This is a genomic window from Variovorax sucrosi (assembly GCF_051216635.1).
In the GTDB taxonomy this organism is placed as follows: Bacteria; Pseudomonadota; Gammaproteobacteria; order Burkholderiales; family Burkholderiaceae_C; genus Variovorax.
Genome location: NZ_JBPJZU010000005.1, coordinates 318065 through 340674 on the forward strand (window position 1 = coordinate 318065; position 22610 = coordinate 340674).

The following is a 22610-nucleotide window of genomic DNA, read 5'->3' on the forward strand; positions in this document are numbered from 1 at the left end:
GGAAGGTGGCGCTTTCAAGACCCTCGCCAACGACGCTCAGAAGGGAGTTGAAAGCTGCCGAGACGGATAGCTGTCCATGCGAAATCTCCGGGGTTGCAGCGAGGCGCGATTATGGCACTGCAACATGACGCCATCGGCTTTGCAACTGGATGGGCATCCAGTAAAGTGCGGCCTCCGATGCCAACGCCCGACACCGTTTCCCTGCCGCATCCGGCCACGACCCAGGCCGGGCGCCTGGCCGCCGCGCTGGCCACGCTCAACGACGCGCAGCGCGCCGCGGTCGAGCATGGCGTCGGTGCCGCGCTCGACGACGTGCGGCCGCTGCTGGTGATCGCCGGCGCCGGTTCGGGCAAGACCAGCACGCTGGCGCACCGCGTGGCCAACCTCATCGCGCAGGGCGCCGATCCGCAGCGCATCCTGCTGCTGACCTTCTCGCGCCGGGCGGCGCAGGAGATGGCGCGCCGCGCCGGCCAGGTGGCGGCCCGGGTGCTCGGCCTGCGCTCCGAGGCGGCGCCGGCGCTGCCGTGGGCTGGCACCTTCCACGGCATCGGCGCCCGGCTGCTGCGCGAGTACGCGGCGCAGATCGGGCTCGACGAGAACTTCACCATCCACGATCGCGGCGACGCCGAAGACCTGATGGGCCTGGTGCGCCACGAGATCGGCCTGTCGGCGACCACGAAGCGCTTTCCGCGCAAGGGGACCTGCCTGTCGATCTATTCGCGGGTCGTGAATACCTGCGCGCCGCTGGCCGAGGTGCTGGCCCAGGCCTTTCCCTGGTGCGCCGAGTGGGAGGCCGAGCTCAAGCGCCTGTTCGCCGCGTACGTCGAGGCCAAGCAGCAGCAGCACGTGCTCGACTACGACGACCTGCTGCTCTACTGGGCCGCCATGGTGGCCGAGCCGGCGCTCGCGGCGCAACTCGGCGCGCGCTTCGACCAGGTGCTGGTCGACGAGTACCAGGACACCAACCGGCTGCAGGCCGCGATCCTGCGGGCGCTGAAGCCCGACGGGCGCGGGCTCACCGTGGTGGGCGACGACGCGCAGTCGATCTATTCCTTCCGCGGCGCCACCGTGCGCAACATCCTGGACTTTCCGGGCCAGTTCGGCCAGCCGGCGCGGGTGGTCGCACTGGAGCGCAACTACCGCTCGACGCAGCCGATCCTCGACGTGTCGAACGCGGTGATCGCTGCTGCTGCCGAGCGCCACGCCAAGACGCTCTGGACCGACAAGCCCTCGGCCGGCCGGCCGCAGTTGGTGCTGGTGCCCGACGAAGCGCAGCAGGCCCAGTGGGTCGCCAATCGCGTGCTCGCGCACCGCGAAGGCGGCCTGGCGCTCAAGTCGCAGGCGGTGCTGTTCCGTACCTCGTACCACAGCGCCGCCCTCGAGCTCGAGCTGGCCCGCCGCAACATCCCCTTCGTCAAGTACGGCGGCCTCAAGTTCCTCGAGGCCTCGCACGTCAAGGACTTGCTTGCGGTGCTGCGCTTCGCCGAGAACCCGCGCGGGCGCATGGCCGGTTTTCGCGTGACACAGCTGATTCCCGGCATCGGCCCTGCCACGGCAACGCGGCTGCTCGACGCCATGGACCAGGCGGCGGACCCCGCGACCGCGGTGCAGGGCTTCGTGCCGCCAGCGTCCGCGCAGGTCGAATGGGCCCGCTTCGCCGACACCTATGCCGCACTGCGCGCGCCGGCGCTGGCCTGGCCTGCCGACATGGCGTTGGCGCTGGACTGGTACATCCCGCATCTCGAGCGGCTGCACGACGACGCCGGCGTGCGGCGTGGCGACGTCGAACAACTGGCGCGACTGGCGGCTGGCTACGGCTCGCGGGAGCGCTTCCTGACCGAGCTCACGCTCGATCCGCCGGAAGCCACCAGCGACCGCGCCGGACCGCCGCTGCTCGACGAGGACTACCTGATCCTCTCGACCATCCATTCGGCCAAGGGTCAGGAATGGACCTCGGTGCATGTGCTCAACGTGGTGGATGGTTGCCTGCCGGCCGATGTGGCCCAGGGAGCGCAGGAACTGGAGGAAGAGCGTCGCCTGCTCTACGTCGCCATGACACGGGCCAAGGACCATCTGCATCTGCTGGTGCCGCAGCGCTTCTACGTGACGCAGCAATCGGCCCGCGGCGACCGGCACCTGTACGCCGGGCGCACCCGCTTCATCACCGAGGTCGACGCGAGCCGCTTCGAGCAGCAGACCTGGCCGCCGCCGCCGGTCCAGGCGCCGCATGTGCCGGCACCGGCCGCGGCCATCGACCTGCTGGCCCGGATGCGTGCGGCCTGGCGCTGATCGCCCCCGTCGTGGTGACATGCCAGGGTCGGCGGCAGGGCTGCTCGGCAGGCGGACTTTGGTGTTCATGGCCCTGACAACAGTGGCGGCGCCTCCTGTGAATGCTATGCAATTGGTAGCTGAGCCGGGTCGGTGTCAAAAGAAGTGGAAGCGGATGTGACAGGGGCATTGCAATCCGCCAGGGCCTTGGGCATAGTGAACCGACCTTCTCCTCTTCTTGTTCAACCCCCCCGCACCGAATCTCGCCGCTCACGCCCCAATCCCGGAGCGCTGGGCATTTTCCCAACCGTCAATCTGGAGGTCATTCATGAATTTGACGATCAGCGGTCATCACCTCGACGTTTCCCCGGCCTTGCGCAGCTACGTCACCACCAAGTTGGACCGGATCACCCGGCACTTCGATCAGGTGGTCGATGTCAAGGTGATCCTTACGGTGGAAAAGCAAAAGCAGAAGGAGGGCCGCCAAAGGGCGGAATGCAACATCCACGTGAAGGGCAGCGACATGTTCGCCGAATCGAGTCACGCTGATCTCTACGCCGCCGTGGACGAACTGGTCGACAAGCTCGACCGCCAGGTCGTCCGCCACAAAGACCGTCTGCAGGACCACCACCACGCCGCGCCGAAACGCCTGATGTGAGCCTCTGCGGGCAAACACTCTTGCGGGCCACCTTCGGGTGGCCCTTTGCTTTTTACGATGCGGGTGCATAATCGCCCCCGCTCCGCCCCCACCATGAATCGTCTCGCGTCCATCCTGCCGCCCGCTCAAGTCCTCGTGAGCGTCGACGCCACCAGCAAGAAACGTGCTTTCGAGGAAGCCGGCTTGCTGTTCGAGAACCTGCACGGCCTCGGGCGCGCACTGATCACCGACAGCCTCTTCGCCCGCGAACGGCTGGGTTCCACCGGTCTCGGTCACGGGGTCGCCATTCCGCACGGTCGCATCAAGGGCTTGAAGTCGCCGATGGCGGCGGTCTTCCAGCTGGCCCAGGCGATCGGCTTCGACGCACCCGACGAGCAGCCCGTCGTGCTGCTGATCTTCCTGCTGGTGCCGGAAGCCGCGACCCAGAAACACCTGGAAATCCTCTCGGAAATCGCCGAGCTGCTCAGCGACGCCGGCCTGCGCGAGCAGATCAAGTCGAGCACCGACGCGAGCGCGCTGCACGCCCTGATTGCCGGGTGGCAATCCGCCCAGATCGCCTGATCCTCGCCGTGCGCCGCGCATGAAGCCGACGGTCATCAGTGCGGACGCGATGTTCGAGGAGTTCCGCGGGCCGCTCCGCTGGGAGTGGCTGGCCGGGCTCGGCGCCTCCGAGCGGCAGTTCGACGCCGAGGTCATCAGCCAGGCTCAATCGGCCGCCGACCTGGTCGGTTACCTCAATTACATCCATCCGTACCGCGTCCAGATCCTGGGCGCGCGCGAGATCGCCTACCTGACCCGCGGCACCCCCGAGGACTGTGCGCGTCGCATCGCCCGCATCGTCACGCTCGAGCCTCCGATGCTGGTGCTGGCCGACGGGCAGGCGGCGCCGGACGAACTGCTGTCGATCTGCGAGCGCGCCCAATTGCCGCTCTTCGCCACCCGCGAGGGTTCGGCCCACGTCATCGACCTGCTGCGGGCCTACCTGTCGAAGCATTTCGCTGACCGCACCTCGATGCACGGCGTGTTCATGGACATCCTGGGCCTGGGCGTGATGATCACCGGCGAGTCCGGGCTGGGCAAAAGCGAGCTGGGCCTGGAGTTGATTTCACGTGGCAACGGCCTGGTGGCCGACGACGCGGTCGACCTCTTTCGCATCAACCAGAACACCATCGAAGGCAAGTGCCCCGAGCTGCTGCAGAACCTGCTGGAGGTGCGCGGCATCGGCCTGCTCGACATCCGTGCGATCTTCGGCGAGACGGCGGTGCGCCGGAAGATGCGCCTGAAGCTGATCGTCCACCTGGTGCGGCGCGACAGCTTCGAGCGCGACTACGAGCGCATGCCGGCGGCGCCGCTGACCCAGGACGTGCTGGGCATTCAGGTGCGCAAGGTCATCATCCAGGTTGTCGCCGGCCGCAATATCGCGGTGCTGGTGGAGGCCGCGGTGCGCAATTCGATCCTGCAGCTGCGCGGCATCGACACCTACGCCGATTTCGTGGCGCGCCACCACAAGGCGATGGAAGCGGGCAGCGCGGACTGAGCAGCGCCCAGCGACGCGATCAGCGACGGGAAGTGCAGTCGGCGCAGAGGCCGTACAGCGACATGGCGTGGTCCTGCAGGATCCAACCCTTGTCCTTCGAGATCATCTGCTGGCGGCGCTCGATCTCGGCGTCGTAGAACTCCTCGACCTTGCCGCAGGAGGTGCAGATCAGGTGGTCGTGGTGCGTGCCTTCGTTGAGTTCGTAGACCGCCTTGCCGCTCTCGAAGTGGCTGCGCTCCAGGATGCCGGCCTGCTCGAACTGCGTGAGCACGCGGTACACCGTGGCCAGGCCGATGTCGGAATGCTCGTTGAGCAGCACCCGGAACACATCCTCGGCCGTCATGTGACGTTGGCCTCCGGCCTGGAAGATCTCGAGGATCTTCAGCCGGGGCAGCGTGGCCTTCAGGCCGGTGTTCTTGAGTTCGTCGATGTTGCCCATGGTCATTCCTGCGCCAGCCGTGTGTGGGGCCATCCGGAAAAGGGCAGCCGCTACAATGGGTCGATCATATCGCTACCCCTTTTCCCGATGCTTGCCAATCCCCAAACGCGCCTGTGGTTGCTGGCGGCCGCCGTGGTCGCCAGTCTGTCGCTGGGCGCCTGTAGCGGCATGGCCGATCGCACGCGCGGCGTGCTGGACGCCGTGACGCCCTACAAGGTCGAGGTGGTCCAGGGCAACTTCGTCTCCAAGGAGCAGGTCGAGGCCCTCAAGCCCGGCATGTCGCGCCAGCAGATCCGCGAAATCCTGGGCACCTCCTTGCTGACGGACGTCTTTCACGCCAACCGCTGGGACTACGTCTTCACCATCCGTCGCCAGGGTGTGGAGCCGCAGCAGCGCCGCCTGACCCTGTTCTTCAACGGCGAGGTGCTCGAGCGCTTCGTGGGCGACGAGATGCCCAGCGAGCAGGACTTCGTGGCCGGCCTGGATGCCCGCAAGTTCAGCGGCAAGGTGCCCGAGCTTCAGGCGTCCGAAGACCAGCTGAAGAAGTTCACGCCGGCCAAGAGCGCGGGCGAGACCGCTGCCGGCGCGACGCCGGCCCCGCTACCGCCCCTGCCGCCGAGCTACCCCCCGCTGGAAGCCGCGCGCTGACGCGTGGCCGCCGCGGCGGAGCCTGCGGCGTCGAGCGATTTCCTTGAAGGCTGAATCCGCGTGACCGAAACCACCTCCCCCTCCGGCGCACTGCGCCGCGTCGCGATCGCCGGCGCCTCCGGCCGCATGGGCCACATGCTGATCGAGGCGGTGCGCCAAGCCGACGACTTCCGCCTGGCCGGCGCACTCGACCGCGATGGCAGTGAATCATTGGGCCGCGATGCCGCCGCCTTCCTCGGCTTCACCAGCGGTGTCTCGATCGCCGCCGACCTGCGCATCGGGCTGCAGGACGCGCAGGTGCTGATCGACTTCACCCGGCCCGAAGGCACGCTGGCGCACCTCGCCGTCTGCCGCGAACTCGGCGTCCAGGCCGTCATCGGCACCACCGGCTTCAGCGAGGCGCAGAAGGCCGAGATCGCCGAGGTGGCCAAGGACATCGCGATCGTCATGGCGCCCAACATGAGCGTGGGCGTGAACGTCACCTTCAAGCTGCTGGAGATGGCGGCCAAGGCGCTGTCGACCGGCTACGACATCGAGATCATCGAGGCGCACCACCGCCACAAGGTCGATGCGCCCTCGGGCACCGCGCTCAAGATGGGCGAGGTCATTGCCGAGGCGCTGGGCCGCGACCTGAAGGAATGCGCGGTCTATGCCCGGGAAGGCATCACCGGCGAACGCGACCCGTCGACCATCGGTTTCTCGGCCATCCGGGGCGGCGACATCGTCGGCGACCACACCGTGCTCTTCGCCGGCACCGGCGAGCGCATCGAGATCACCCACAAGTCGGGCAGCCGAAGCACCTATGCGCAAGGCAGCCTGCGCGCGGCGCGCTTCCTGGCAACGCAGAAGACGGGGCTCTTCGACATGTTCGACGTGCTGGGCCTGCGCTGAAGCCGCCACGCCCATGAGCCTTCTGCAACTGCTGGCCCAGGGCGATATCGTCAGCCGCACGGTGGCGGCGCTGCTGCTGCTGATGTCGGTCGCGAGCTGGGTCGCGATCCTGCTCAAGGGCTGGTTGCTGCGCGGCGGGACCGGCGCCGTGCTGCGCAGCATCGCCGCGTTCTGGCAGGCGCCTTCGGTCACCGAGGCCGAGCAGAGTCTGCGTGCCTTCGACAGTCCCCGTCTGGTGCTGCCGGCTGTCGCTGCGCTCAAGGCGCTCGCGACCTCGACGACCGACGCGACGCTCGGCCAGGCCGGTGACCGCAACCAGCGGCTCACCCGGGCCTTGCGCGACGCACTGCATGCGGCCTTGCGGCGGCTGCAGTCCGGCCAGATCCTGCTGGCCACCGTCGGCGCCACTGCGCCCTTCGTCGGCTTGCTCGGCACGGTGTGGGGCATCCACGGCGCGCTGGCGGGCATCGCCGGACAAGCGGGTGGTTTCACCATCGACAAGGTCGCCGGTCCGGTCGGCGAGGCGCTGGTGATGACCGCCTTCGGTCTGGCCGTCGCGATCCCGGCCGTGCTGGCCTACAACGTGTTCGGCCGCCTCATCGGCCGCATCGAGGTCGAGCTCGAGGGCTTCGCGCACGACCTGCTGGCCGTCTTCGGCGAAGCCCCGGCGGCGGCGCCGCTGCCGCCGGCGCGGCCCTTGCCGGTCTGAGCCTTCGCGAGCGCGGCGCATGGCCTTCGGTCGCACCTCCCTCGGATCCAGCGCGAGCGGCGGGCGGGCGACCGGCGCGGGCGGGCAGCGGCCGATGTCCGACATCAACGTGACGCCGCTGGTGGACGTGATGCTGGTGCTGCTGGTGATCTTCATCATCACCGCGCCGTTGATGGCGAGCGCGATCCGGCTCGACCTGCCGCGCACCGACGCCGGCAAGACGGGCCAGCTGCCGAAGTCGATCGCCGTGGCGGTCGATGCCAAGGGGCAGCTCTTCGTCAACGACCAGCCGGTGACCGAAGAAGAGCTCGCCGCGCGGCTGGCGCGGGCCGGTGCGGACAGCCGCGACACCGAGGTCCAGCTGCGCGCCGACCAGACCGTGCCCTACGGCCGCATCGTCGCGCTGATGGCCGCCGCCCACAAGGCCGGGCTCAGCCGCATCGGCTTCGTGACCGAGACACCATCTGCTCGCTGAAGGCGGCAAAGTCTTTTCGTGGAACACCGCGGAACCGGCTTTGCCGGGCCGCTGGTGTTGTCCCCTGCAAGGGGGAGAGCGCAGCCACACGAAGTGGGCAAGCTCCGGGGGTTAGCCTAATGCCACCGGCTTCGTGTGCCAGATCTGGTGCGCGTATTCCGCGATCGTCCGGTCCGACGAGAAGGCGCCCATGCCGGCCACGTTGAGGATCGCCTTGTGCGTCCAGGCGTCGGCGTCGCGGTAGAGCGCGTCGACCTTCTCCTGCGCCGCCACATAGCTGGCGTAGTCGGCCAGCAGCAGGTACTGGTCGCCCCAGTTCACCAGCGTGTCGAAGACACCCTGGTAGCGCGCCGGCTCGCCCGGTGAGAACACGCCGTCGCGGATCGCGTCGAGTACGCCCTGCAGTTCGGCGTTCGACTCGTAGTAGCTGCGCGGCTGGTAGCCGCTTGCACGGATGTCCGCGACCTCGGGCGTGGTGTTGCCGAAGATGAAGATGTTGTCGTCGCCGACGTTGTCCTTCATCTCGACGTTGGCGCCGTCGAGGGTGCCGATGGTGAGCGCGCCGTTGAGCGCGAACTTCATGTTGCCGGTGCCCGAGGCCTCGGTGCCGGCGGTGGAGATCTGTTCGCTCAGGTCGGCCGCCGGCATGATGATCTCGGCCAGGCTCACGCTGTAGTTCGGCAGGAACACCACCTTCAGCAGCTTGCCGACGCGCGGGTCGTTGTTGACCACGGCCGCCACGTCGTTGATGAGGCGGATCACCAGCTTGGCCGCATGGTAGGCCGAGGCCGCCTTGCCGGCGAACACCACCACGCGCGGCACCAGGTCGCAGGTCTGGCCGGCTTCGTGCGCGGCCACGATGCGGCGGTAGCGCGCGACCACGTGCAGCACGTTCAGCAGCTGCCGCTTGTATTCGTGGATGCGCTTGACCTGCACGTCGAACATCGCGTCGGTGTCGACCACCAGCCCCAGGTTCTGTTCGATCCAATTGGCCAGTCGCAGCTTGTTCTCGCGCTTGGCATGGCGAAAGGCGCGCACGAAGGGCGCCTGCTGGGCCATCGGGCGCAGCGCCTGGAGCTGTGTCAGGTCGCGGCGCCAGCCGCGGCCGATGCGCTGGTCGAGCAGCGCGGCCAGCGGCGGGTTGGCCTGGGCCAGCCAGCGTCGCGGCGTGACGCCGTTGGTCTTGTTGTTGAAGCGCTCGGGGAAGATCTTGTTGAAGTCCGAGAAGATCGACTGCTTCATCAGCTCCGAGTGCAGGCCCGACACGCCGTTGATCGAGTGGCTCGCCAGCACCGCCACATAGGCCATGCGCACGCGGCGCTCGCCGGTCTCGTCGATCAGCGACAGCCGGCGCAGCAGCTCGACGTCGTGGCCGAGCTTCTGGGTCACGGTCGCCAGGAAGCGCGAATTCATGTCGTAGAGGATCTGCAGGTGGCGCGGCAGGATGCGGCCCATCATCTCGACCGGCCAGGTTTCCAGCGCCTCGTGCATCAGCGTGTGGTTCGTGTAGCTGAAGACCTTCTGCGTGTGGCCCCAGGCCGTGTCCCAGTCGAGGCCGTGCTCGTCGAGCAACAGGCGCATCAGCTCCGGCACGGCCAGTACCGGGTGCGTGTCGTTCAGGTGGATGCTGACCTTCTCGGGCAGCCGGTCGAAGGTTTTGTGGGTGCGCAGGTAGCGGCGCAGCAGGTCCTGCACGCTGGCACTGACGAAGAAGTATTCCTGGTGCAGCCGCAGCTCGCGGCCCGAGGCGGTGGAGTCGTCCGGGTAGAGCACGCGCGACACGTTCTCCGAGTGGTTCTTGCTCTCCACCGCCTGCATGTAGTTGCCGCGGTTGAAGGCCGACAGGTCGATTTCCTCGGTGGCGCGGGCCGACCACAGCCGCAGCGTGTTGGTGGCCTGCGTGCCGTAGCCGGGGATGATGGTGTCGTAGGCCACCGCGAGCACGTCGTGGGTGTCGACCCAGTCGGCGGCGCCGCCGGCGGTGGCGTCTTCGCGGCGCTGCACATGGCCGCCGAAGCGCACGCGGTAGGTCACCTCGGGCCGCTGGAATTCCCAGGGGTTGCCGCGGGTGAGCCAGTAGTCGGGCGTCTCGACCTGCTGGCCGTCGACGATCTTCTGGCGGAACATGCCGTATTCGTAGCGGATGCCGTAGCCGAAGCCCGGCACGCCCAGCGTGGCCATCGAGTCGAGGAAGCACGCGGCCAGGCGACCCAGGCCGCCGTTGCCCAGCGCGGCATCGGGCTCGCGCTCGGTGATCGCGGCGATGTCGACGCCGAAGTCCGCCAGCGCCTGCTTCACGATGTCCTGCAGCTCGAGCGCCAGCAGGGCGTTGGTGAAGGTGCGGCCGATGAGGAACTCCATCGACATGTAGTACACGCGCTTCAAGTCCTGCGCATAGCTGGCGCGCGTGGTGGCCATCCAGCGTTCGACCAGCTGGTCGCGCACGGCCAGCGCGGTGGCGTTGAGCCAGTCGTCGGGGCTGGCGGCGACCGGGTCCTTGCCGACGGCGTAGATCAGCTTGTTGGCCACCGCGCGCTTGAACGCGGCCACGTCGCGGTCGGGATGGTCGTAGGCGAAGTCTTCGATCGTCATGGTGGTGGGGAGGGTTGAAATGAAAAAGGTCTCAGGCGAGCGACTGTGCGTACACGTCGACGTACCGTGCGGCGGCCGCCTGCCAGTCGGCCGGGCGGCGCATCGCGGTGGTCCGCACGCGGCGCCAGTCGGCCGGTCGGCGGTACAGCGCGAAGGCGCGGCGCAGGGCTCGGTCGAAGCCGGCGGCGTCGAAGCCGTCGAACACGAAGCCGGTGGCATGGCCGTCGGCGATGTCCTCGAGCGTGCAGTCGACCACGGTGTCGGCCAGCCCGCCGACGCGGTGCACCAGTGGCAGGCTACCGTATTTCAGGCCGTACATCTGTGTCAGTCCGCAAGGCTCGAACTTCGACGGCACCAGCGTCACGTCGCCGGCGCCGAAGAGCCGATGGGCGAAGCGCTCGTTGTAGCCGATGGTCGCATGCACCGACTGCGGTGCCGCAGCGGCGCGTTCGCGAAACGCGTCTTCGAGCCAGCGCTCGCCGCTGCCCAGCAGCGCGAGCTGCCCGCCCTGCGCGATCAGCGCGTCGAGCCCGTCGAGCACCAGCGGCTGTCCCTTCTGCTCGGTGAGCCGGCTCACCATCACGAACAGCGGTGCGTCCGGGTCGGGCGCCAGGCCGAGTTCCTGCTGCAAGCCGGCCTTGCACAGCGCCTTGCCGCCCGGTCGACGCACATCGTAGGTGTGCGGCAGCAGGGCGTCGGTGGCCGGGTCCCAGACGGCGTCGTCGACCGCGTTCAGGATGCCGGTGAGCACGCCGCTGCGCCCGCGCAGCAGGCCGTCGAGGCCGCAGCCCTGTTCCGGCGTCTGGATCTCGCGCGCATAGGTCGGGCTCACGGTCGTGAGGCGGTCCGAGAAGTAGAGCCCGGACTTCATGAAGGAAAGCTGGCCGTGGTACTCGAGCCCGTTGACGTCGAAGGCCGCGGGCGGCAGGCCCAGGCCGGCGAAGTCGGTGGCGGCGAACACGCCCTGGTAGGCCAGGTTGTGCACGGTGAAGACGCTGCCGACGCGCGGTCCACCGGCGGTGTCGAAGGCCAGATAGGCCGGCGCCAGGCCGGCATGCCAGTCGTGGGCGTGCACCACTTCGGGCTGCCAGGCCGGGTCGAGGCCGCGTGCCAGCCGGGCGGCGGCCCAGCCCAGCAGGGCGAAGCGGCGGGCGTTGTCGGCATAGGGCTGGCGCGCGCTGTCTTCGTACGGGGTGCCGGGGCGGTCGTACAGCGCCGGCGCGTCGAGCACATAGGCCGCGACCTGCGGGCCGCCCGGGCCGGCGGCGGTCAGGCGGCCGCTGCGCAGCACGGCGCGCTGGCCCCAGGGCGCGCGCAGTTCGGCGACCTCGCGGTGATCTGCCAGGCCGGCGAGGATGGCTGGGAAGCCCGGCAGCAGCACGCGGACGTCCTGGCCGGCCGCCGCCAGCGCCAGCGGCAGGGCGCCGGCGACATCCGCCAGCCCGCCGGTCTTGAGAAGGGGAAAGAACTCGGCGCTGACCTGGAGGACGCGCATCAGGGCGTCGTCGCGCCCAGGCGCTGGAGCATCTCGCGCGTGACCAGCACCACGCCGGCCTCGGTGCGCTCGAAACGCGCCGCGTCGGCGGCCGCGTCTTCGCCGATCACCAGGCCTTCGGGGATGCTGCAGCCCCGGTCGACCACCACCTTCGACAGCCGCGCACCCCGGCCGACCTCGACGTCGGGCAGCAGCACGGCCGCATGCACCTGGCAGAACGAATGGATGCGCACATTGGAGAACAGCACCGAATCCTTCACCGTCGAACCCGAGACGATGCAGCCCCCCGAGACGATGGTGTTGACCGTCATGCCGTGCTTGCCGTCGTGGTCCAGCACGAACTTGGCCGGCGGCAGCTGGCGCTGGTAGGTCCAGATCGGCCAGTCGGTGTCATAGATGTCGAGCTCCGGGTTGATGGACGCCAGATCGAGGTTGGCGGCCCAGAATGCATCAATCGTGCCCACGTCGCGCCAGTACACCGGCGCATCGCCGCCACGTGCGCCCCGCGTGACGCAGGACAGGCTGAAGGGATGGGCCAGCGCCCGTCCCTGGGCCACGGCGCGCGGAATGATGTCCTTGCCGAAGTCGTGGCTCGACGCCGGATGGGCGTTGTCCTCCTCCAGCAGCTGGTACAGGTAGGCGGAATCGAAGACGTAGATACCCATGCTGGCCAGTGCCAGGTCGGGGTGGCCCGGCATGGCCGGCGGATCGGCCGGCTTCTCGAGGAACGCGGTGACGTTGCGGTCGGCGTCGACCGCCATGACGCCGAAGGCCGTGGCCTCCATGCGCGGCACCTCGATGCAGCCGACGGTGCAGCCCCGGCCGTTCTTGACATGGTCCATGACCATGATCGAGTAGTCCATCTTGTAGATGTGGTCGCCGGCCAGCACCACCACATAGTCGTGCCGGGTGGAGCGGGTCTGCAGGATGTCGATGTTCTGGAAGACCGCGTCGGCCGTGCCGCGGTACCAGTGCTCGTCGCCGGTACGCTGCTGCGCGGGGAGCACGTCGACCATCTCGTTGAGCTCGGCGCGCAGAAAGCTCCAGCCGCGCTGCAGATGGCGCATCAGCGAATGCGACTTGTACTGCGTGACCACCGCCATCCGCCGGATGCCCGAGTTCAGGCAGTTCGACAGCGCGAAGTCGATGATGCGGAACTTGCCGCCGAAGTAGACCGCCGGCTTGGCCCGCCGGTCGGTGAGCTGCTTGAGCCGCGAGCCCCGGCCGCCGGCGAGCACCACGGCGATGGTGCGGCGAACCAGTTGATGGGCCTGCAGGCTCTGGAGCATTGGATCGTCGGCCATGTTTTTTGTCTCTCTTTCCGCGTTTGAGGGTCGTCAGGGCAGCGTAGCACCGGCATCGTCTTCGCGCACCCGCTGCGCCAGCCACAACGCTGCGGGTGGCACCGTCTCGGTCGGGCCGAGGCGCCGCGGCGGCGCTTCGGCGTCGTCGCTCGCCAACCGCCGCAGCCAGGGGCCGGTCGGCAGGCTGAAGTCGATCGCATCGGTGCCGGCATGCACGAGCAGGAGCCATGCCATGCCGGCCTTCGGGCCGTCGAACAACACCATCAGCGCGCCGCGATCGTCGCGTTCCCAGTTCGCCGCTGCCATGGCGCTGCCCTCCGGACACAGCCAGTGCAGGGCGGTGGACTGCGGCCCGCTATCGGCCGGCCACCAGCAGGCGCTGCGCAAGGGCGCCGCCTCGCGTCGCAGCGCCAGCAGTCGGGCGACGTAGCGCTGCAAGGCCACGTCCGCGCCGGTCCAGTCGAGCCAGGTGGTCTCGTTGTCCTGGCAGTAGGCGTTGTTGTTGCCCTGCTGGGTGTGGCCCAGTTCGTCGCCGGCCAGCAGCATCGGCGTGCCCTGCGACAGCAGCAAGGTGGCCAGCAGCACCCGCTGCAGACGGGCGCGCCGGGCCAGAACCGCCGGATCGTCGGTCTCGCCCTCGACGCCGCCGTTCCAGCTCAGGTTGTTGCCGCTGCCGTCGCGGTTGCCCTCGCCGTTGGCGAGGTTGTGCCGCTCGTTGTAGCTGACCAGGTCGCGCAGGGTGAAGCCGTCGTGCGCGGTGATGAAGTTCACGCTCGCCGTCGGCGCCCGGCCGGCATGCCGGAACGGCGTGCTCGAGGCGGTGAACCGGTGGGCGAAGTCGCCCAGGCCGGCGCCGTGGCGCAGCCAGAAGCTGCGCTGGGTGTCGCGGTAGCGGTCGTTCCACTCGAGCCAGCCCGGCGGGAATTGGCCGAGCTGGTAGCCGCCGGGGCCGATGTCCCAGGGCTCGGCGATCAGCAGCGCACGCGAGAGCACCGGGTCCTGGGCGATCGCGGCGAGGAAGGGCGCCCGCGGATCGAAGCCGCCGCCAACCCGGCGCGCCAGCACCGGCGCCAGGTCGAAGCGAAAGCCGTCCACCCCGAGCGTCGTGACCCAGTGGCGCAGGCTGTCCATCGCCAGCTGCACCACGCGCGGCTCGGCGAAGTTCAGGCAGTTGCCGCAGCCGGTCCAGTTCTCGTAGCGCGCGCGGTCGTCCGGGCGCAGGTGGTAGTACAGCGCGTTGTCGATGCCGCGCATCGACAACGTCGGGCCGAGCTCGTCGGTCTCGGCGCTGTGGTTGTAGACCACGTCGATCACCAGTTCCATGCCGCGAGCGTGCACCGCGTCAGCCAGGGCGCGGAATTCGCCGGCCGGCGTGGTGCCCGGTCGGCCGCTCCAGTAGCGCGCCTCGGGCGCGAACCAGCCGATGGTGGTGTAGCCCCAGTAGTTGGAGAGCCCCATCTTCAGCAGCCGCTCTTCATCGGCCCGGTGCTGCACCGGCATCAGGCTGAGCGTGGTGACGCCCAGCTGCTGCAGATGGTCGAGCACCGCCGGTTCGGCCAGGCCGGCGTAGCTGCCGCGCAGTGCCTCGGGCACGTCGGGATGCCGGCGCGTCTGGCCGCGCACATGCAGCTCATAGAGGACGCGGTCGCTCGCGGCGATGCGCGGGCGTGGCGTGGTGAGGGGCGCGAGTGCGGCCGCCACGCGCGCTTTCAGGGCGACGGCGGCGTTGTCGCGCGTGTCCCGCTGGGCGGGCGCGCCGGGCGCGTGGCCGAGGAACAGGTCGCCGCCGTCGTAGCGGCCGACGATCTCCCGGGCATAGGGATCGAGCAGCACCTTGGCGGGGTTGAAGCGCAGGCCGTCGTGGGGCGCCCACGGGCCGTGCACCCGGAAGCCGTAGACCAGGCCGGGCTGCGCGCCGGGAAAGTGGCCGTGCCAGACGCCGTCGGTGCAGGCCGGCAACGGCAGGCGCTGCTGTTCGCCGGCACCGGCGGCATCGAACAGGCACAGCTCGACGCGGGTGGCGTGCGGCGCGGCGAGGGCGAAGTTGATGCCCTGTCGATCGGGGGTCGCGCCCAGTGGGAAAGGGAGGCCGGCGGTCAGCATGTCGTGGGGTGTCGTTTTCATTGTGCACGCGAAATGGGGCATCAAGTCCGCCCGGCCGCCGCTCGGCGCCGCAGCCGCGATAATCCGCATTCCCCGGCCGACCGAGCGCCGGGCCGTTGCAAAGCCTCATGAATCCCAGCTACCAACCCGCCGACGTCGAGTCCGCCGCCCAGGCTCACTGGACCGCGTCCGACGCTTACCGTGTCATCGAAAACGCGCGTGACGCGCGGGGCAATCCCAAGAAGAAGTACTACGCGTGCTCGATGCTGCCCTACCCCAGCGGCAAGCTGCACATGGGCCATGTGCGCAACTACACCATCAACGACATGCTCACGCGCTACCTGCGCATGTCGGGCTACAACGTGCTCATGCCCATGGGCTGGGACGCCTTCGGCCTGCCGGCCGAGAACGCGGCGCTCAAGAACGGCGTGCCGCCGGCCAAGTGGACCTACGAGAACATCGACTACATGCGCGGCCAGCTCCAGGCGATGGGCCTGGCGATCGACTGGAGCCGAGAGGTCGCGACCTGCGATCCGGCCTACTACAAGTGGAACCAGTGGCTGTTCCTGAAAATGCTCGAGAAGGGCATCGCCTACCGCAAGACCCAGGTCGTCAACTGGGACCCGGTCGACATGACGGTGCTGGCCAACGAGCAGGTGATCGACGGCAAGGGCTGGCGCACCGGCGCGACGGTCGAGCGCCGCGAGATTCCGGGCTACTACCTGAAGATCAGCGACTACGCCCCCGAACTGCTCGAGCACACCCAGCACAAGCTGCCGGGCTGGCCCGAGCGTGTGAAGCTGATGCAGGAGAACTGGATCGGCAAGAGCGAGGGCGTGCGCTTCGCCTTCACGCACGACATCCGGGGCGATGACGGCCAGGCGATCCAGGACGGCCACCTGTACGTCTTCACGACGCGTGCCGACACCATCATGGGCGTGACCTTCTGCGCCGTGGCGCCGGAGCATCCGCTGGCGCTGCACGCCGCCAAGAGCGACCCCAAGGTCGCGGCCTTCATCGCCGAAGCCAAGGCCGGCGGCACCACCGAGGCCGAGCTCGCCACGCAGGAGAAGAAGGGCGTGCCGACCGGCCTCACGGTGCTGCATCCGATCACCGAGGAGCAGGTGCCGGTGTGGGTCGGCAACTACGTGCTGATGAGCTACGGCGACGGTGCGGTGATGGGTGTGCCGGCGCACGACGAGCGCGACTTCGCCTTCGCCAACAAATACGGCATCGAGATCCTCCAGGTGGTGCTGGTCGACGGCGAGCCGCACTTCGATTACCACCGCTGGCAGGACTGGTACGCCGACAAGACGCACGGCGTGACCATCAATTCCGACAATTTCAGCGGCATGTCCTTCAAAGAGGCCGTGGCTGCGGTGGCGCATGCGCTCGAACAGAAGGGCCTGGGCGAACTGAAGACCACCTGGCGCCTGCGCGACTGGGGCGTGAGCCGCCAGCGCTACTGGGGCACGCCGATCCCGATCATCCATTGCGACGAGCACGGCGCGGTGCCCGTGCCGGAGAAGGACCTGCCGGTCGTGCTGCCGACCGACTGCGTGCCCGACGGCTCCGGCAACCCATTGCTCAAGCACGAAGGCTTCCACGCCGGCGTCGTCTGCCCCGTGTGCGGCAAGCCCGCGCGCCGCGAGACCGACACGATGGACACCTTCGTCGATTCGTCCTGGTACTTCATGCGCTACTGCGACCCCAAGAACGACCAGGCGATGGTCGGCGAGGGCGCGAAGTACTGGATGCCGATGGACCAGTACATCGGCGGCATCGAACACGCCATCCTTCACCTGCTGTACGCGCGCTTCTGGACCAAGGTCATGCGCGACCTGGGCCTGGTGAGCTGCGACGAGCCCTTCGCCAAGCTGCTGACGCAGGGCATGGTGCTCAACCACATCTACTACCGGCGCGGCCCGTCGGGCGGCAAGGACTACTTCCCGCCGCTGGAGGTCACGCCGGTGCTCGACGCGCAGGGCCGCATCGTCGGCGGCACGCTGGCCGACGGCTCATCGGTCGAGTACGGCGGCGTCGGCAAGATGGGCAAGAGCGAACGCAACGGCGTCGACCCGCAGGACCTGATCGAGAAGTACGGCGCCGACACCGCGCGCCTGTACACCATGTTCACCGCGCCGCCCGAAGCCACGCTGGAATGGAACGACGCGGCCGTCGAAGGCAGCTCGCGCTTCCTGCGCCGCGTGTGGAACTTCGGCGTGGCGCTGCAGGCGGCGCCGAAGGCCGGCGCGGCGACCGAATTCGGCAAGGATGCCAAGACGCTGCGCCGCGAGGTGCACAGCGTGCTGCGCCAGGTCGACTACGACTACCAGCGCATGCAATACAACACGGTGGTGTCGGGCGCGATGAAGCTGCTCAACGCGCTCGAAGGCTTCAAGGCCACCGGCGCCCCGGGCGATGCCGCTGCGCTCCGCGAAGGCTTCGGCATCCTGCTGCGCGTGCTGTACCCGGCCACGCCGCACATCGCGCAGCAACTGTGGTCGCAACTGGGCTACGTCGAAGCCTTCGGCGAACTGCTCGACGCGCTCTGGCCGACGGTCGACACGGCCGCGCTGGTGCAGGACGAGATCGAACTCATGCTGCAGATCAACGGCAAGCTGCGCGGCAAGGTGGTGGTGCCGGCCGGCGCGTCGAAAGACGAGATCGAGGCGCTCACGCTGGCGAGTGACGATTTCGCGCTGCACGCGCAGGGTGCCGCGCCCAAGCGCGTGATCGTGGTGCCGGGCCGACTCGTCAATGTGGTGCTCTGAGCGCTGAACGAATGAACAACAAAACTGCTTCCCGCCGCCGCTTTCTCGCCACCGGCTCTGCGCTGGCCGGCCTTGCCGTTCTCGCCGGCTGTGGCTTCGAGCTGCGCAAGGCGCCGGTCTTCGCCTTCAAGAGCCTGTCGCTGCCCGGTCGCTCGGCCTTCACCGTCTACCTGCGGCGCAACATCGCGGCCGCCGGCACGGTGGAACTCGTGCCGCCCGAGCGCGCCAAGGACGCCGAAGCGGTACTCGACATCCTCGGCGAGAACCGCGAGCGCATCGTGCTGTCGACCAATGCCGCTGGCGAGGTGCGCGAGCTGGAACTGCGGCTCACCGTGCGCTTCCGTCTGCGCACACAGGCCGGCAAGGAATTGCTGGTCGCGGACATCTCGCAAAAGCGCGACCTGACCTACAGCGAGACCAACGCGCTCGCCAAGGAAGGCGAATCGGAGCTGCTCTACCGAGACATGCAGAACGACGTCGCGCAGCAGATGCTGCGGCGGCTGGCGGCGGTCAAGGAACTCTAGGCCCGCACCGGCATGCAATTGGCGGCCGCACAGCTGCAGGCGCATCTCGGCAAGGGACTGCGCTCGCTCTACACGATCCATGGCGACGAGCCGCTGCTGGCGCAGGAGGCCGCCGACGCGATTCGCGCCACCGCGCGCACACAGGGCTACACCGAGCGCAGTTCGTACACGGTGGCCGGCGCGCACTTCGACTGGAGCGCGGTGCTGGCAGCGGGCGGTTCGCTCTCGCTGTTCGCAGACAAGCAGATCGTCGAGGTCCGCATCCCTTCGGGCAAGCCGGGCAAGGACGGCAGCGCCGCGCTGCAGCAGATCGCAGAGGGCGCAGCCGGCAACGACAGCACCCTCACGCTGGTGCTGCTGCCGCGCCTGGACCGCGCCACGCGCACCGGTGCCTGGTTCACCGCACTCGAGAACAACGGTGTCAGCCTGCAGGTCGACCCGGTCGAGCGCGCTGCGCTGCCCCAGTGGATCGCGCAGCGGCTGGCGCTGCAGGGCCAGCGCGTGAAGGGCGGCGAGGAAGGCCAGCGCACGCTGCAGTTCTTCGCCGACCGCGTCGAAGGCAATCTGCTGGCGGCACATCAGGAAATCCAGAAACTCGCGCTGCTGCACCCGGCCGGCGAGCTGGGTTGGGAACAGGTCGAGGCGGCGGTCAACAACGTGGCGCGCTACGACGTCTTCAAGCTGTCCGACGCGGTGCTGGCCGGCAACCCGGTGCGGGTGGCGCGCATGCTCGACGGCCTGCGCGCCGAGGGCGAGGCCGAGGTGCTGGTGCACTACACGCTGGCCGAGGACATCCGTGCCCTGAAGCGGGTGCGCGACGCGATGAGCGCCGGCCGCCCGCTGCCGATGGCGCTGCGCGAGAACCGCATCTGGGGTGCCAAGGAGCAAGCCTTCGAGCGGGTGCTGCCCCGGCTCGACGACCGCGCGCTGGCGCGTCTGCTGAAGGCGGCGCACACCGTCGACGGCATCGTCAAGGGCCTGAAGCAACCCGACTGGCCCGCCAGCGGCTGGCAGGCGCTGCAGCGGCTGGCGCTGATGCTCTGCCGGGCCTGCGCCAAGGCGTAGGGCGTAGGGCGTAGGCGGCCCTCGGTCAGCGGATATTGATCGTTCGCGCGATGCTCGGCACGCCCTGGGCATCGAGTGCGAAGAGCATGTAGTTGCCGGGAATGACCAGACCGCGGTCCGATGGAATCGCCAGGCGGTAGTCGCCCTCGCCGCCGGTCGCCGCGAGCGGGATGCGGCGCTGGTCGGTGTTGACCGAGTGGGTGGCGGATGCCATGCGCACGAGCGCAAAGCGGGCCACCGCCCGGTCGGTCTGGACCGCGATCACATCGCCCGGGGCCGCACGCCCCGGGGCCTGCGAAATCGCAGGGCGTGGTGCCGGTGTGCCTTCCGGCGTCAGCAGATACGGCGGCGTCAGGATTTCCGCGTCGGGATGGTTGGCCGCACAGCCGGTGCCGCACAGCCCGCCACCGCCGGCCAGCACCCGCCCGTCCATCAGCAGCAGTGCGACGCTGTGGTAGTTGCGCGGCACCTTCATCGGCTGCAGCGGGGTGAAGGTTTCGGTGGCCGGGTTCCAGATCTCGGGTGTGAGCACCGAGAAGTCGTCCGGCGTGGAGCCGTGCAGGGTCATGCCGCCGATGACCACCACCTCGCCCGTGGGCAACACCACGCTGTTCGAGAACGTGCGGCCGTAGGCCAGGGGCGCCAGCTTGCGCACCACCGGCGGATGCGGCGCGCCGGCCGAGATGTCGATGCTGTAGGCCGTCTTGTGCGGAATGCCGTAATCGTGCCCCGGCGAGCCGGCCAGCTTGAGGATCTTGTAGGCGTCGTACATCACGGCGCCGCCGGTCATGGCGTAGGCATCGTCGTCGCGCGGGCCGGCCTGCACGATCCGGCCGTCGCCCTTGGTGTCGATCCAGTGCATGGCCGCACTCGGGCCGGCGTGGAAAACCCAGCCGTCTGCACCGCCGAACAGCCACATGTGGTTGTCGGCGCGAAAGTAGCCGCCGGCATCCGGCCCGGCCAGGGGCGGGTTGCTCGCATTGGACGGTGACGGTATCTCTGCGGGCACGCCGTTCAGCGTGCGCCAGGTCTGCGTCAAGGCCGACCAGAGCTCGCCGTACTTGCCGCCGAGCGCGAGGCCACTCCAGGAGCCGCCGACCAGGAACACGGAGCCGTCGGCCATGGTGGTGCTCGACTGGTAGCCGCGCGCGATGTTCATTGACGCCGCGCCGACCCAGCCGCTGAGGCTCGGGTCGTAGCGCGTGCTCTTGCCGCTGTCCCAGCCGCCGGTGACCAGGTAGCTGCCGTCGGCCAGCATGCTGATGCCGGGGCACACCATGTCGTGGCCGGTTTCGGTCGCCATGCGGGCGGTGGCCGTCTGCGTGGCCGGATCGAAGACCGCCGTGAACGTTTGGCCGCTGATGTTCAGCCCGCCGAGGCCGTCAGGGCTGCCGGCTGCCCACAGCAGGAGCTTGCCATCGGGCAGGTTGGCGGCCGCCGCCGGGACCAGCGGCAAGGCGATGGGCGCCGTCCAGGACTGCTGCGCGGCGCTGGATTGCAGTGGCGTGTAGCCGGCAGCGACGAAGCGGTAGGTGGCGGGCGCCAGCCAGACGCCGTCCTTGCGGGTTCTCAGTATGACGGTGAGGACTTCACCCTGGGTCGGCAGGTCGGGGACCGTGACGCTCTGGCCGGTCACGACGTTGTCGTACAGCGCCGTCGCCGAGGCGGTGGATTCGATGCGCAGCCCGTAGGCATCGCCATCCGCGGCGTCCCAGGCGAACCGCACGCTGGCCCCGTCGAGCTTGCTGTCACCGGGTGGGCTGAGCAGCTTCGCGGCCTGGGCCACCGCCGGCGGCGGTGTTTCGGTCGGGACGGTGGGCGAGGGGGCGGGCACGGGGGCGGTGCCGCTCGATGGCACGGACGCGCCGTCGTCTCCACTACCGCCACCGCCGCACGCGGAGAGCCAGAGCGCAGGCGCGAAAAGCAGGAGCGCGCGGCGTGGGAAGGGCGGCAAGGAGGGTTTCATGAAAAACCTTTGTGGGGATGAAAGGAAACAGGGGTGAAGGCTGCGCGTGGCGGTCAGCCGCGCAGCCGCTGCAAGGCGCCACCGATCTCGTCCAGAGGCGGCAGACCGCTGGTGCGCCAGGCGAGGCGACCCTCGCGATCGAACAGGTGGACCTCGGTGGTGTGGCGGTCGCCCACGCTGGCCCCCGCGGGGCCGAGCAGGTCGAGCAGCTTGTCGAGGTCGGGGACGGCGGGGGCGGCCGCGCTCCAGCGCGGGCCCGCACCGTAGCGTTCGCGCCAGGCGTTCAAGGCCTGGGGCGAATCGCCGAGCGGGTCGATGCTCAGCGACAGCAACTGCACATCGGTGATGGCCTGCGCCGACAGGCGCGCCTGCAAGGACGCGAACAGCGCCCCTTGCAAGGGGCAGATCGCACTGCAGCCGGTGAACATCAGCTGGACGGCGGTGAAGCGGCCGCTCAATTGCTCCGCGAGCGTGATCGATCGGCCGTCGTGCCGCAGCAGCCGCGCAGTCGGTGGTGCGCGCCGCGGTCGAATCGGCCCCATGCCGGCGGCCAGGGCCCGGTGCGCAGGGGCGGCCAGCAGGGCCAGCCCTGCGGCTGTCAGCAGGCGCCGGCGGAGCGCGCAAGGGCCCGCCAGCGGTGCCATGGAAAGGAGGAAGGGTGTGGTCATGGGGTGTTGTTGCCGGTGAGGTGGGTCCAGAGCGCCTCGCAGCGCCTGTCGTCGATGTCGAAGCGCGGCATGGTTCGCGGCAGCATCACGTGCGCCGGATCGATGCCCTCACGCAAGGTGCGGCAGAAGGTGGCCAGGCCATAGGCGACGGGCGGCCCGCCCCGACGCGACAGGGCGGCGCGCAGGTGCTGGCCGTCGAGCGGCGGCCCGGGCAGTGCCGGCCAGTTGTTGGCGGCATTCGGCGTGGCCGGGCCGGCATGGCACTGGCTGCATCGCGCCGTCTGGGCCGGCAAGGGTGTCGCGTGGCCCGCCAGCGTGGCGGTGAGCGGCTCGCGGCCGTCGAACAGCCGCGCGCCGCGCGCCTCGGCCCCTGTCACCCAGCATGCGACCCCGACGGCGGCTGCCGCCGACAGCAGCAGGGCGATCACGACCACGGCGACGACCGTGCGCGCGGCGCGTCGGCGCCCCGATCCGTGCGCTTGTTTCTTCGGCAT

19 protein-coding genes are annotated in these 22610 nt (G+C 69.2%); 11 read left to right on the forward strand and 8 right to left on the reverse strand.

Going from position 1 to position 22610, the window contains the following annotated elements; all coding sequences use genetic code 11:
- Window positions 1–177 precede the first annotated feature (177 nt).
- The 4 genes from ACSFBE_RS12250 to hprK all read left to right on the forward strand — a co-directional run bounded on the left by ACSFBE_RS12250 (window position 178) and on the right by hprK (window position 4463).
- A complete protein-coding gene (locus ACSFBE_RS12250) occupies window positions 178–2289 on the forward strand; it encodes an ATP-dependent helicase (protein ID WP_435490666.1) in 2112 nt (703 codons plus the stop codon).
- Window positions 2290–2596: 307 nt separating this feature from the next.
- Window positions 2597–2926 carry a ribosome hibernation-promoting factor, HPF/YfiA family gene (gene hpf, locus ACSFBE_RS12255; RefSeq protein WP_435490667.1) on the forward strand — a complete coding sequence of 110 codons (330 nt, stop codon included), beginning with the start codon at window positions 2597–2599 and terminating at the stop codon, window positions 2924–2926.
- A 93-nt stretch (window positions 2927–3019) separates the two neighbouring features.
- Entirely contained in the window at window positions 3020–3487 is a 468-nt protein-coding gene (locus ACSFBE_RS12260; RefSeq protein WP_435490668.1) for a PTS sugar transporter subunit IIA, read from the forward strand.
- A 19-nt stretch (window positions 3488–3506) separates the two neighbouring features.
- A complete protein-coding gene (gene hprK, locus ACSFBE_RS12265) occupies window positions 3507–4463 on the forward strand; it encodes an HPr(Ser) kinase/phosphatase (protein WP_435490669.1) in 957 nt (318 codons plus the stop codon).
- Window positions 4464–4482: 19 nt separating this feature from the next.
- Here hprK and fur read toward each other — a convergent pair whose 3' ends face one another.
- Window positions 4483–4902: a ferric iron uptake transcriptional regulator gene (gene fur / locus ACSFBE_RS12270; RefSeq protein ID WP_435490670.1), complete on the reverse strand. Its 420-nt coding sequence runs from the start codon at window positions 4900–4902 to the stop codon at window positions 4483–4485.
- A gap of 87 nt (window positions 4903–4989) precedes the next feature.
- Between fur and ACSFBE_RS12275 the strand changes: the two genes are divergently transcribed.
- The 4 genes from ACSFBE_RS12275 (at window position 4990) to ACSFBE_RS12290 (ending at window position 7625) form a co-directional block, all read left to right on the forward strand.
- Entirely contained in the window at window positions 4990–5550 is a 561-nt protein-coding gene (locus ACSFBE_RS12275; RefSeq protein WP_435490671.1) for an outer membrane protein assembly factor BamE, read from the forward strand.
- A gap of 90 nt (window positions 5551–5640) precedes the next feature.
- A complete protein-coding gene (gene dapB / locus ACSFBE_RS12280) occupies window positions 5641–6441 on the forward strand; it encodes a 4-hydroxy-tetrahydrodipicolinate reductase (RefSeq protein WP_435490739.1) in 801 nt (266 codons plus the stop codon).
- 13 nt (window positions 6442–6454) lie between these two features.
- The gene (locus ACSFBE_RS12285; RefSeq protein WP_435490672.1) at window positions 6455–7150 is read left to right on the forward strand and encodes a MotA/TolQ/ExbB proton channel family protein; all 696 of its coding nucleotides are present in this window, start codon (window positions 6455–6457) and stop codon (window positions 7148–7150) included.
- A 19-nt stretch (window positions 7151–7169) separates the two neighbouring features.
- Window positions 7170–7625 carry an ExbD/TolR family protein gene (locus ACSFBE_RS12290; protein WP_435490673.1) on the forward strand — a complete coding sequence of 152 codons (456 nt, stop codon included), beginning with the start codon at window positions 7170–7172 and terminating at the stop codon, window positions 7623–7625.
- 111 nt (window positions 7626–7736) lie between these two features.
- Here ACSFBE_RS12290 and ACSFBE_RS12295 read toward each other — a convergent pair whose 3' ends face one another.
- The 4 genes from ACSFBE_RS12295 to glgX are packed head-to-tail and all read right to left on the reverse strand — an operon-like array spanning window position 7737 to window position 15119.
- Entirely contained in the window at window positions 7737–10217 is a 2481-nt protein-coding gene (locus tag ACSFBE_RS12295) for a glycogen/starch/alpha-glucan phosphorylase (RefSeq protein ID WP_435490674.1), read from the reverse strand.
- 31 nt (window positions 10218–10248) lie between these two features.
- Window positions 10249–11712 (reverse strand): glycogen synthase GlgA, encoded by a 1464-nt coding sequence (gene glgA / locus ACSFBE_RS12300; protein ID WP_435490675.1) that lies wholly within the window; start codon window positions 11710–11712, stop codon window positions 10249–10251.
- A complete protein-coding gene (glgC, locus tag ACSFBE_RS12305; RefSeq protein ID WP_435490676.1) occupies window positions 11712–13016 on the reverse strand; it encodes a glucose-1-phosphate adenylyltransferase in 1305 nt (434 codons plus the stop codon). Before glgC ends, glgA begins: the two co-directional genes overlap by 1 nt.
- Before the next feature lie 33 nt (window positions 13017–13049).
- Window positions 13050–15119, reverse strand: coding sequence for a glycogen debranching protein GlgX (gene glgX / locus ACSFBE_RS12310; RefSeq protein WP_435490740.1), 2070 nt, complete (start codon window positions 15117–15119; stop codon window positions 13050–13052).
- Between the two features lie 128 nt (window positions 15120–15247).
- On the opposite strand from glgX, the gene leuS reads away from it, so the two are divergent.
- The 3 genes from leuS to holA are packed head-to-tail and all read left to right on the forward strand — an operon-like array spanning window position 15248 to window position 19482.
- The gene (gene leuS, locus ACSFBE_RS12315; RefSeq protein ID WP_435490677.1) at window positions 15248–17893 is read left to right on the forward strand and encodes a leucine--tRNA ligase; all 2646 of its coding nucleotides are present in this window, start codon (window positions 15248–15250) and stop codon (window positions 17891–17893) included.
- Between the two features lie 11 nt (window positions 17894–17904).
- A complete protein-coding gene (locus tag ACSFBE_RS12320; RefSeq protein ID WP_435490678.1) occupies window positions 17905–18417 on the forward strand; it encodes an LPS-assembly lipoprotein LptE in 513 nt (170 codons plus the stop codon).
- 12 nt (window positions 18418–18429) lie between these two features.
- Entirely contained in the window at window positions 18430–19482 is a 1053-nt protein-coding gene (gene holA / locus ACSFBE_RS12325) for a DNA polymerase III subunit delta (RefSeq protein ID WP_435490679.1), read from the forward strand.
- Between the two features lie 25 nt (window positions 19483–19507).
- Here the strand turns inward: holA and ACSFBE_RS12330 are convergent, their stop codons facing one another.
- The 3 genes from ACSFBE_RS12330 to ACSFBE_RS12340 are packed head-to-tail and all read right to left on the reverse strand — an operon-like array spanning window position 19508 to window position 22610.
- Entirely contained in the window at window positions 19508–21448 is a 1941-nt protein-coding gene (locus tag ACSFBE_RS12330; protein WP_435490680.1) for a galactose oxidase-like domain-containing protein, read from the reverse strand.
- A 53-nt stretch (window positions 21449–21501) separates the two neighbouring features.
- A complete protein-coding gene (locus tag ACSFBE_RS12335) occupies window positions 21502–22116 on the reverse strand; it encodes an SCO family protein (protein ID WP_435490681.1) in 615 nt (204 codons plus the stop codon).
- Window positions 22113–22610, reverse strand: coding sequence for a hypothetical protein (locus tag ACSFBE_RS12340; protein WP_435490682.1), 498 nt, complete (start codon window positions 22608–22610; stop codon window positions 22113–22115). Before ACSFBE_RS12340 ends, ACSFBE_RS12335 begins: the two co-directional genes overlap by 4 nt.

Excerpts from the sequence above, each read along its gene's own strand:
- ACSFBE_RS12290 (WP_435490673.1), top strand. The coding sequence starts at position 7,170 with ATGGCCTTCGGTCGCACCTCCCTCGGATCCAGCGCGAGCGGCGGGCGG.
- glgX (WP_435490740.1), bottom strand. The coding sequence starts at position 15,119 with ATGCTGACCGCCGGCCTCCCTTTCCCACTGGGCGCGACCCCCGATCGA.
- glgC (WP_435490676.1), bottom strand. The coding sequence starts at position 13,016 with ATGGCCGACGATCCAATGCTCCAGAGCCTGCAGGCCCATCAACTGGTT.
- ACSFBE_RS12260 (WP_435490668.1), top strand. The coding sequence starts at position 3,020 with ATGAATCGTCTCGCGTCCATCCTGCCGCCCGCTCAAGTCCTCGTGAGC.
- ACSFBE_RS12340 (WP_435490682.1), bottom strand. The coding sequence starts at position 22,610 with ATGCCGAAGAAACAAGCGCACGGATCGGGGCGCCGACGCGCCGCGCGC.
- ACSFBE_RS12335 (WP_435490681.1), bottom strand. The coding sequence starts at position 22,116 with ATGACCACACCCTTCCTCCTTTCCATGGCACCGCTGGCGGGCCCTTGC.
- ACSFBE_RS12320 (WP_435490678.1), top strand. The coding sequence starts at position 17,905 with ATGAACAACAAAACTGCTTCCCGCCGCCGCTTTCTCGCCACCGGCTCT.
- fur (WP_435490670.1), bottom strand. The coding sequence starts at position 4,902 with ATGGGCAACATCGACGAACTCAAGAACACCGGCCTGAAGGCCACGCTG.
- ACSFBE_RS12250 (WP_435490666.1), top strand. The coding sequence starts at position 178 with ATGCCAACGCCCGACACCGTTTCCCTGCCGCATCCGGCCACGACCCAG.
- leuS (WP_435490677.1), top strand. The coding sequence starts at position 15,248 with ATGAATCCCAGCTACCAACCCGCCGACGTCGAGTCCGCCGCCCAGGCT.
- holA (WP_435490679.1), top strand. The coding sequence starts at position 18,430 with ATGCAATTGGCGGCCGCACAGCTGCAGGCGCATCTCGGCAAGGGACTG.
- ACSFBE_RS12295 (WP_435490674.1), bottom strand. The coding sequence starts at position 10,217 with ATGACGATCGAAGACTTCGCCTACGACCATCCCGACCGCGACGTGGCC.
- ACSFBE_RS12330 (WP_435490680.1), bottom strand. The coding sequence starts at position 21,448 with ATGAAACCCTCCTTGCCGCCCTTCCCACGCCGCGCGCTCCTGCTTTTC.
- hpf (WP_435490667.1), top strand. The coding sequence starts at position 2,597 with ATGAATTTGACGATCAGCGGTCATCACCTCGACGTTTCCCCGGCCTTG.
- ACSFBE_RS12275 (WP_435490671.1), top strand. The coding sequence starts at position 4,990 with ATGCTTGCCAATCCCCAAACGCGCCTGTGGTTGCTGGCGGCCGCCGTG.
- glgA (WP_435490675.1), bottom strand. The coding sequence starts at position 11,712 with ATGCGCGTCCTCCAGGTCAGCGCCGAGTTCTTTCCCCTTCTCAAGACC.
- hprK (WP_435490669.1), top strand. The coding sequence starts at position 3,507 with ATGAAGCCGACGGTCATCAGTGCGGACGCGATGTTCGAGGAGTTCCGC.
- ACSFBE_RS12285 (WP_435490672.1), top strand. The coding sequence starts at position 6,455 with ATGAGCCTTCTGCAACTGCTGGCCCAGGGCGATATCGTCAGCCGCACG.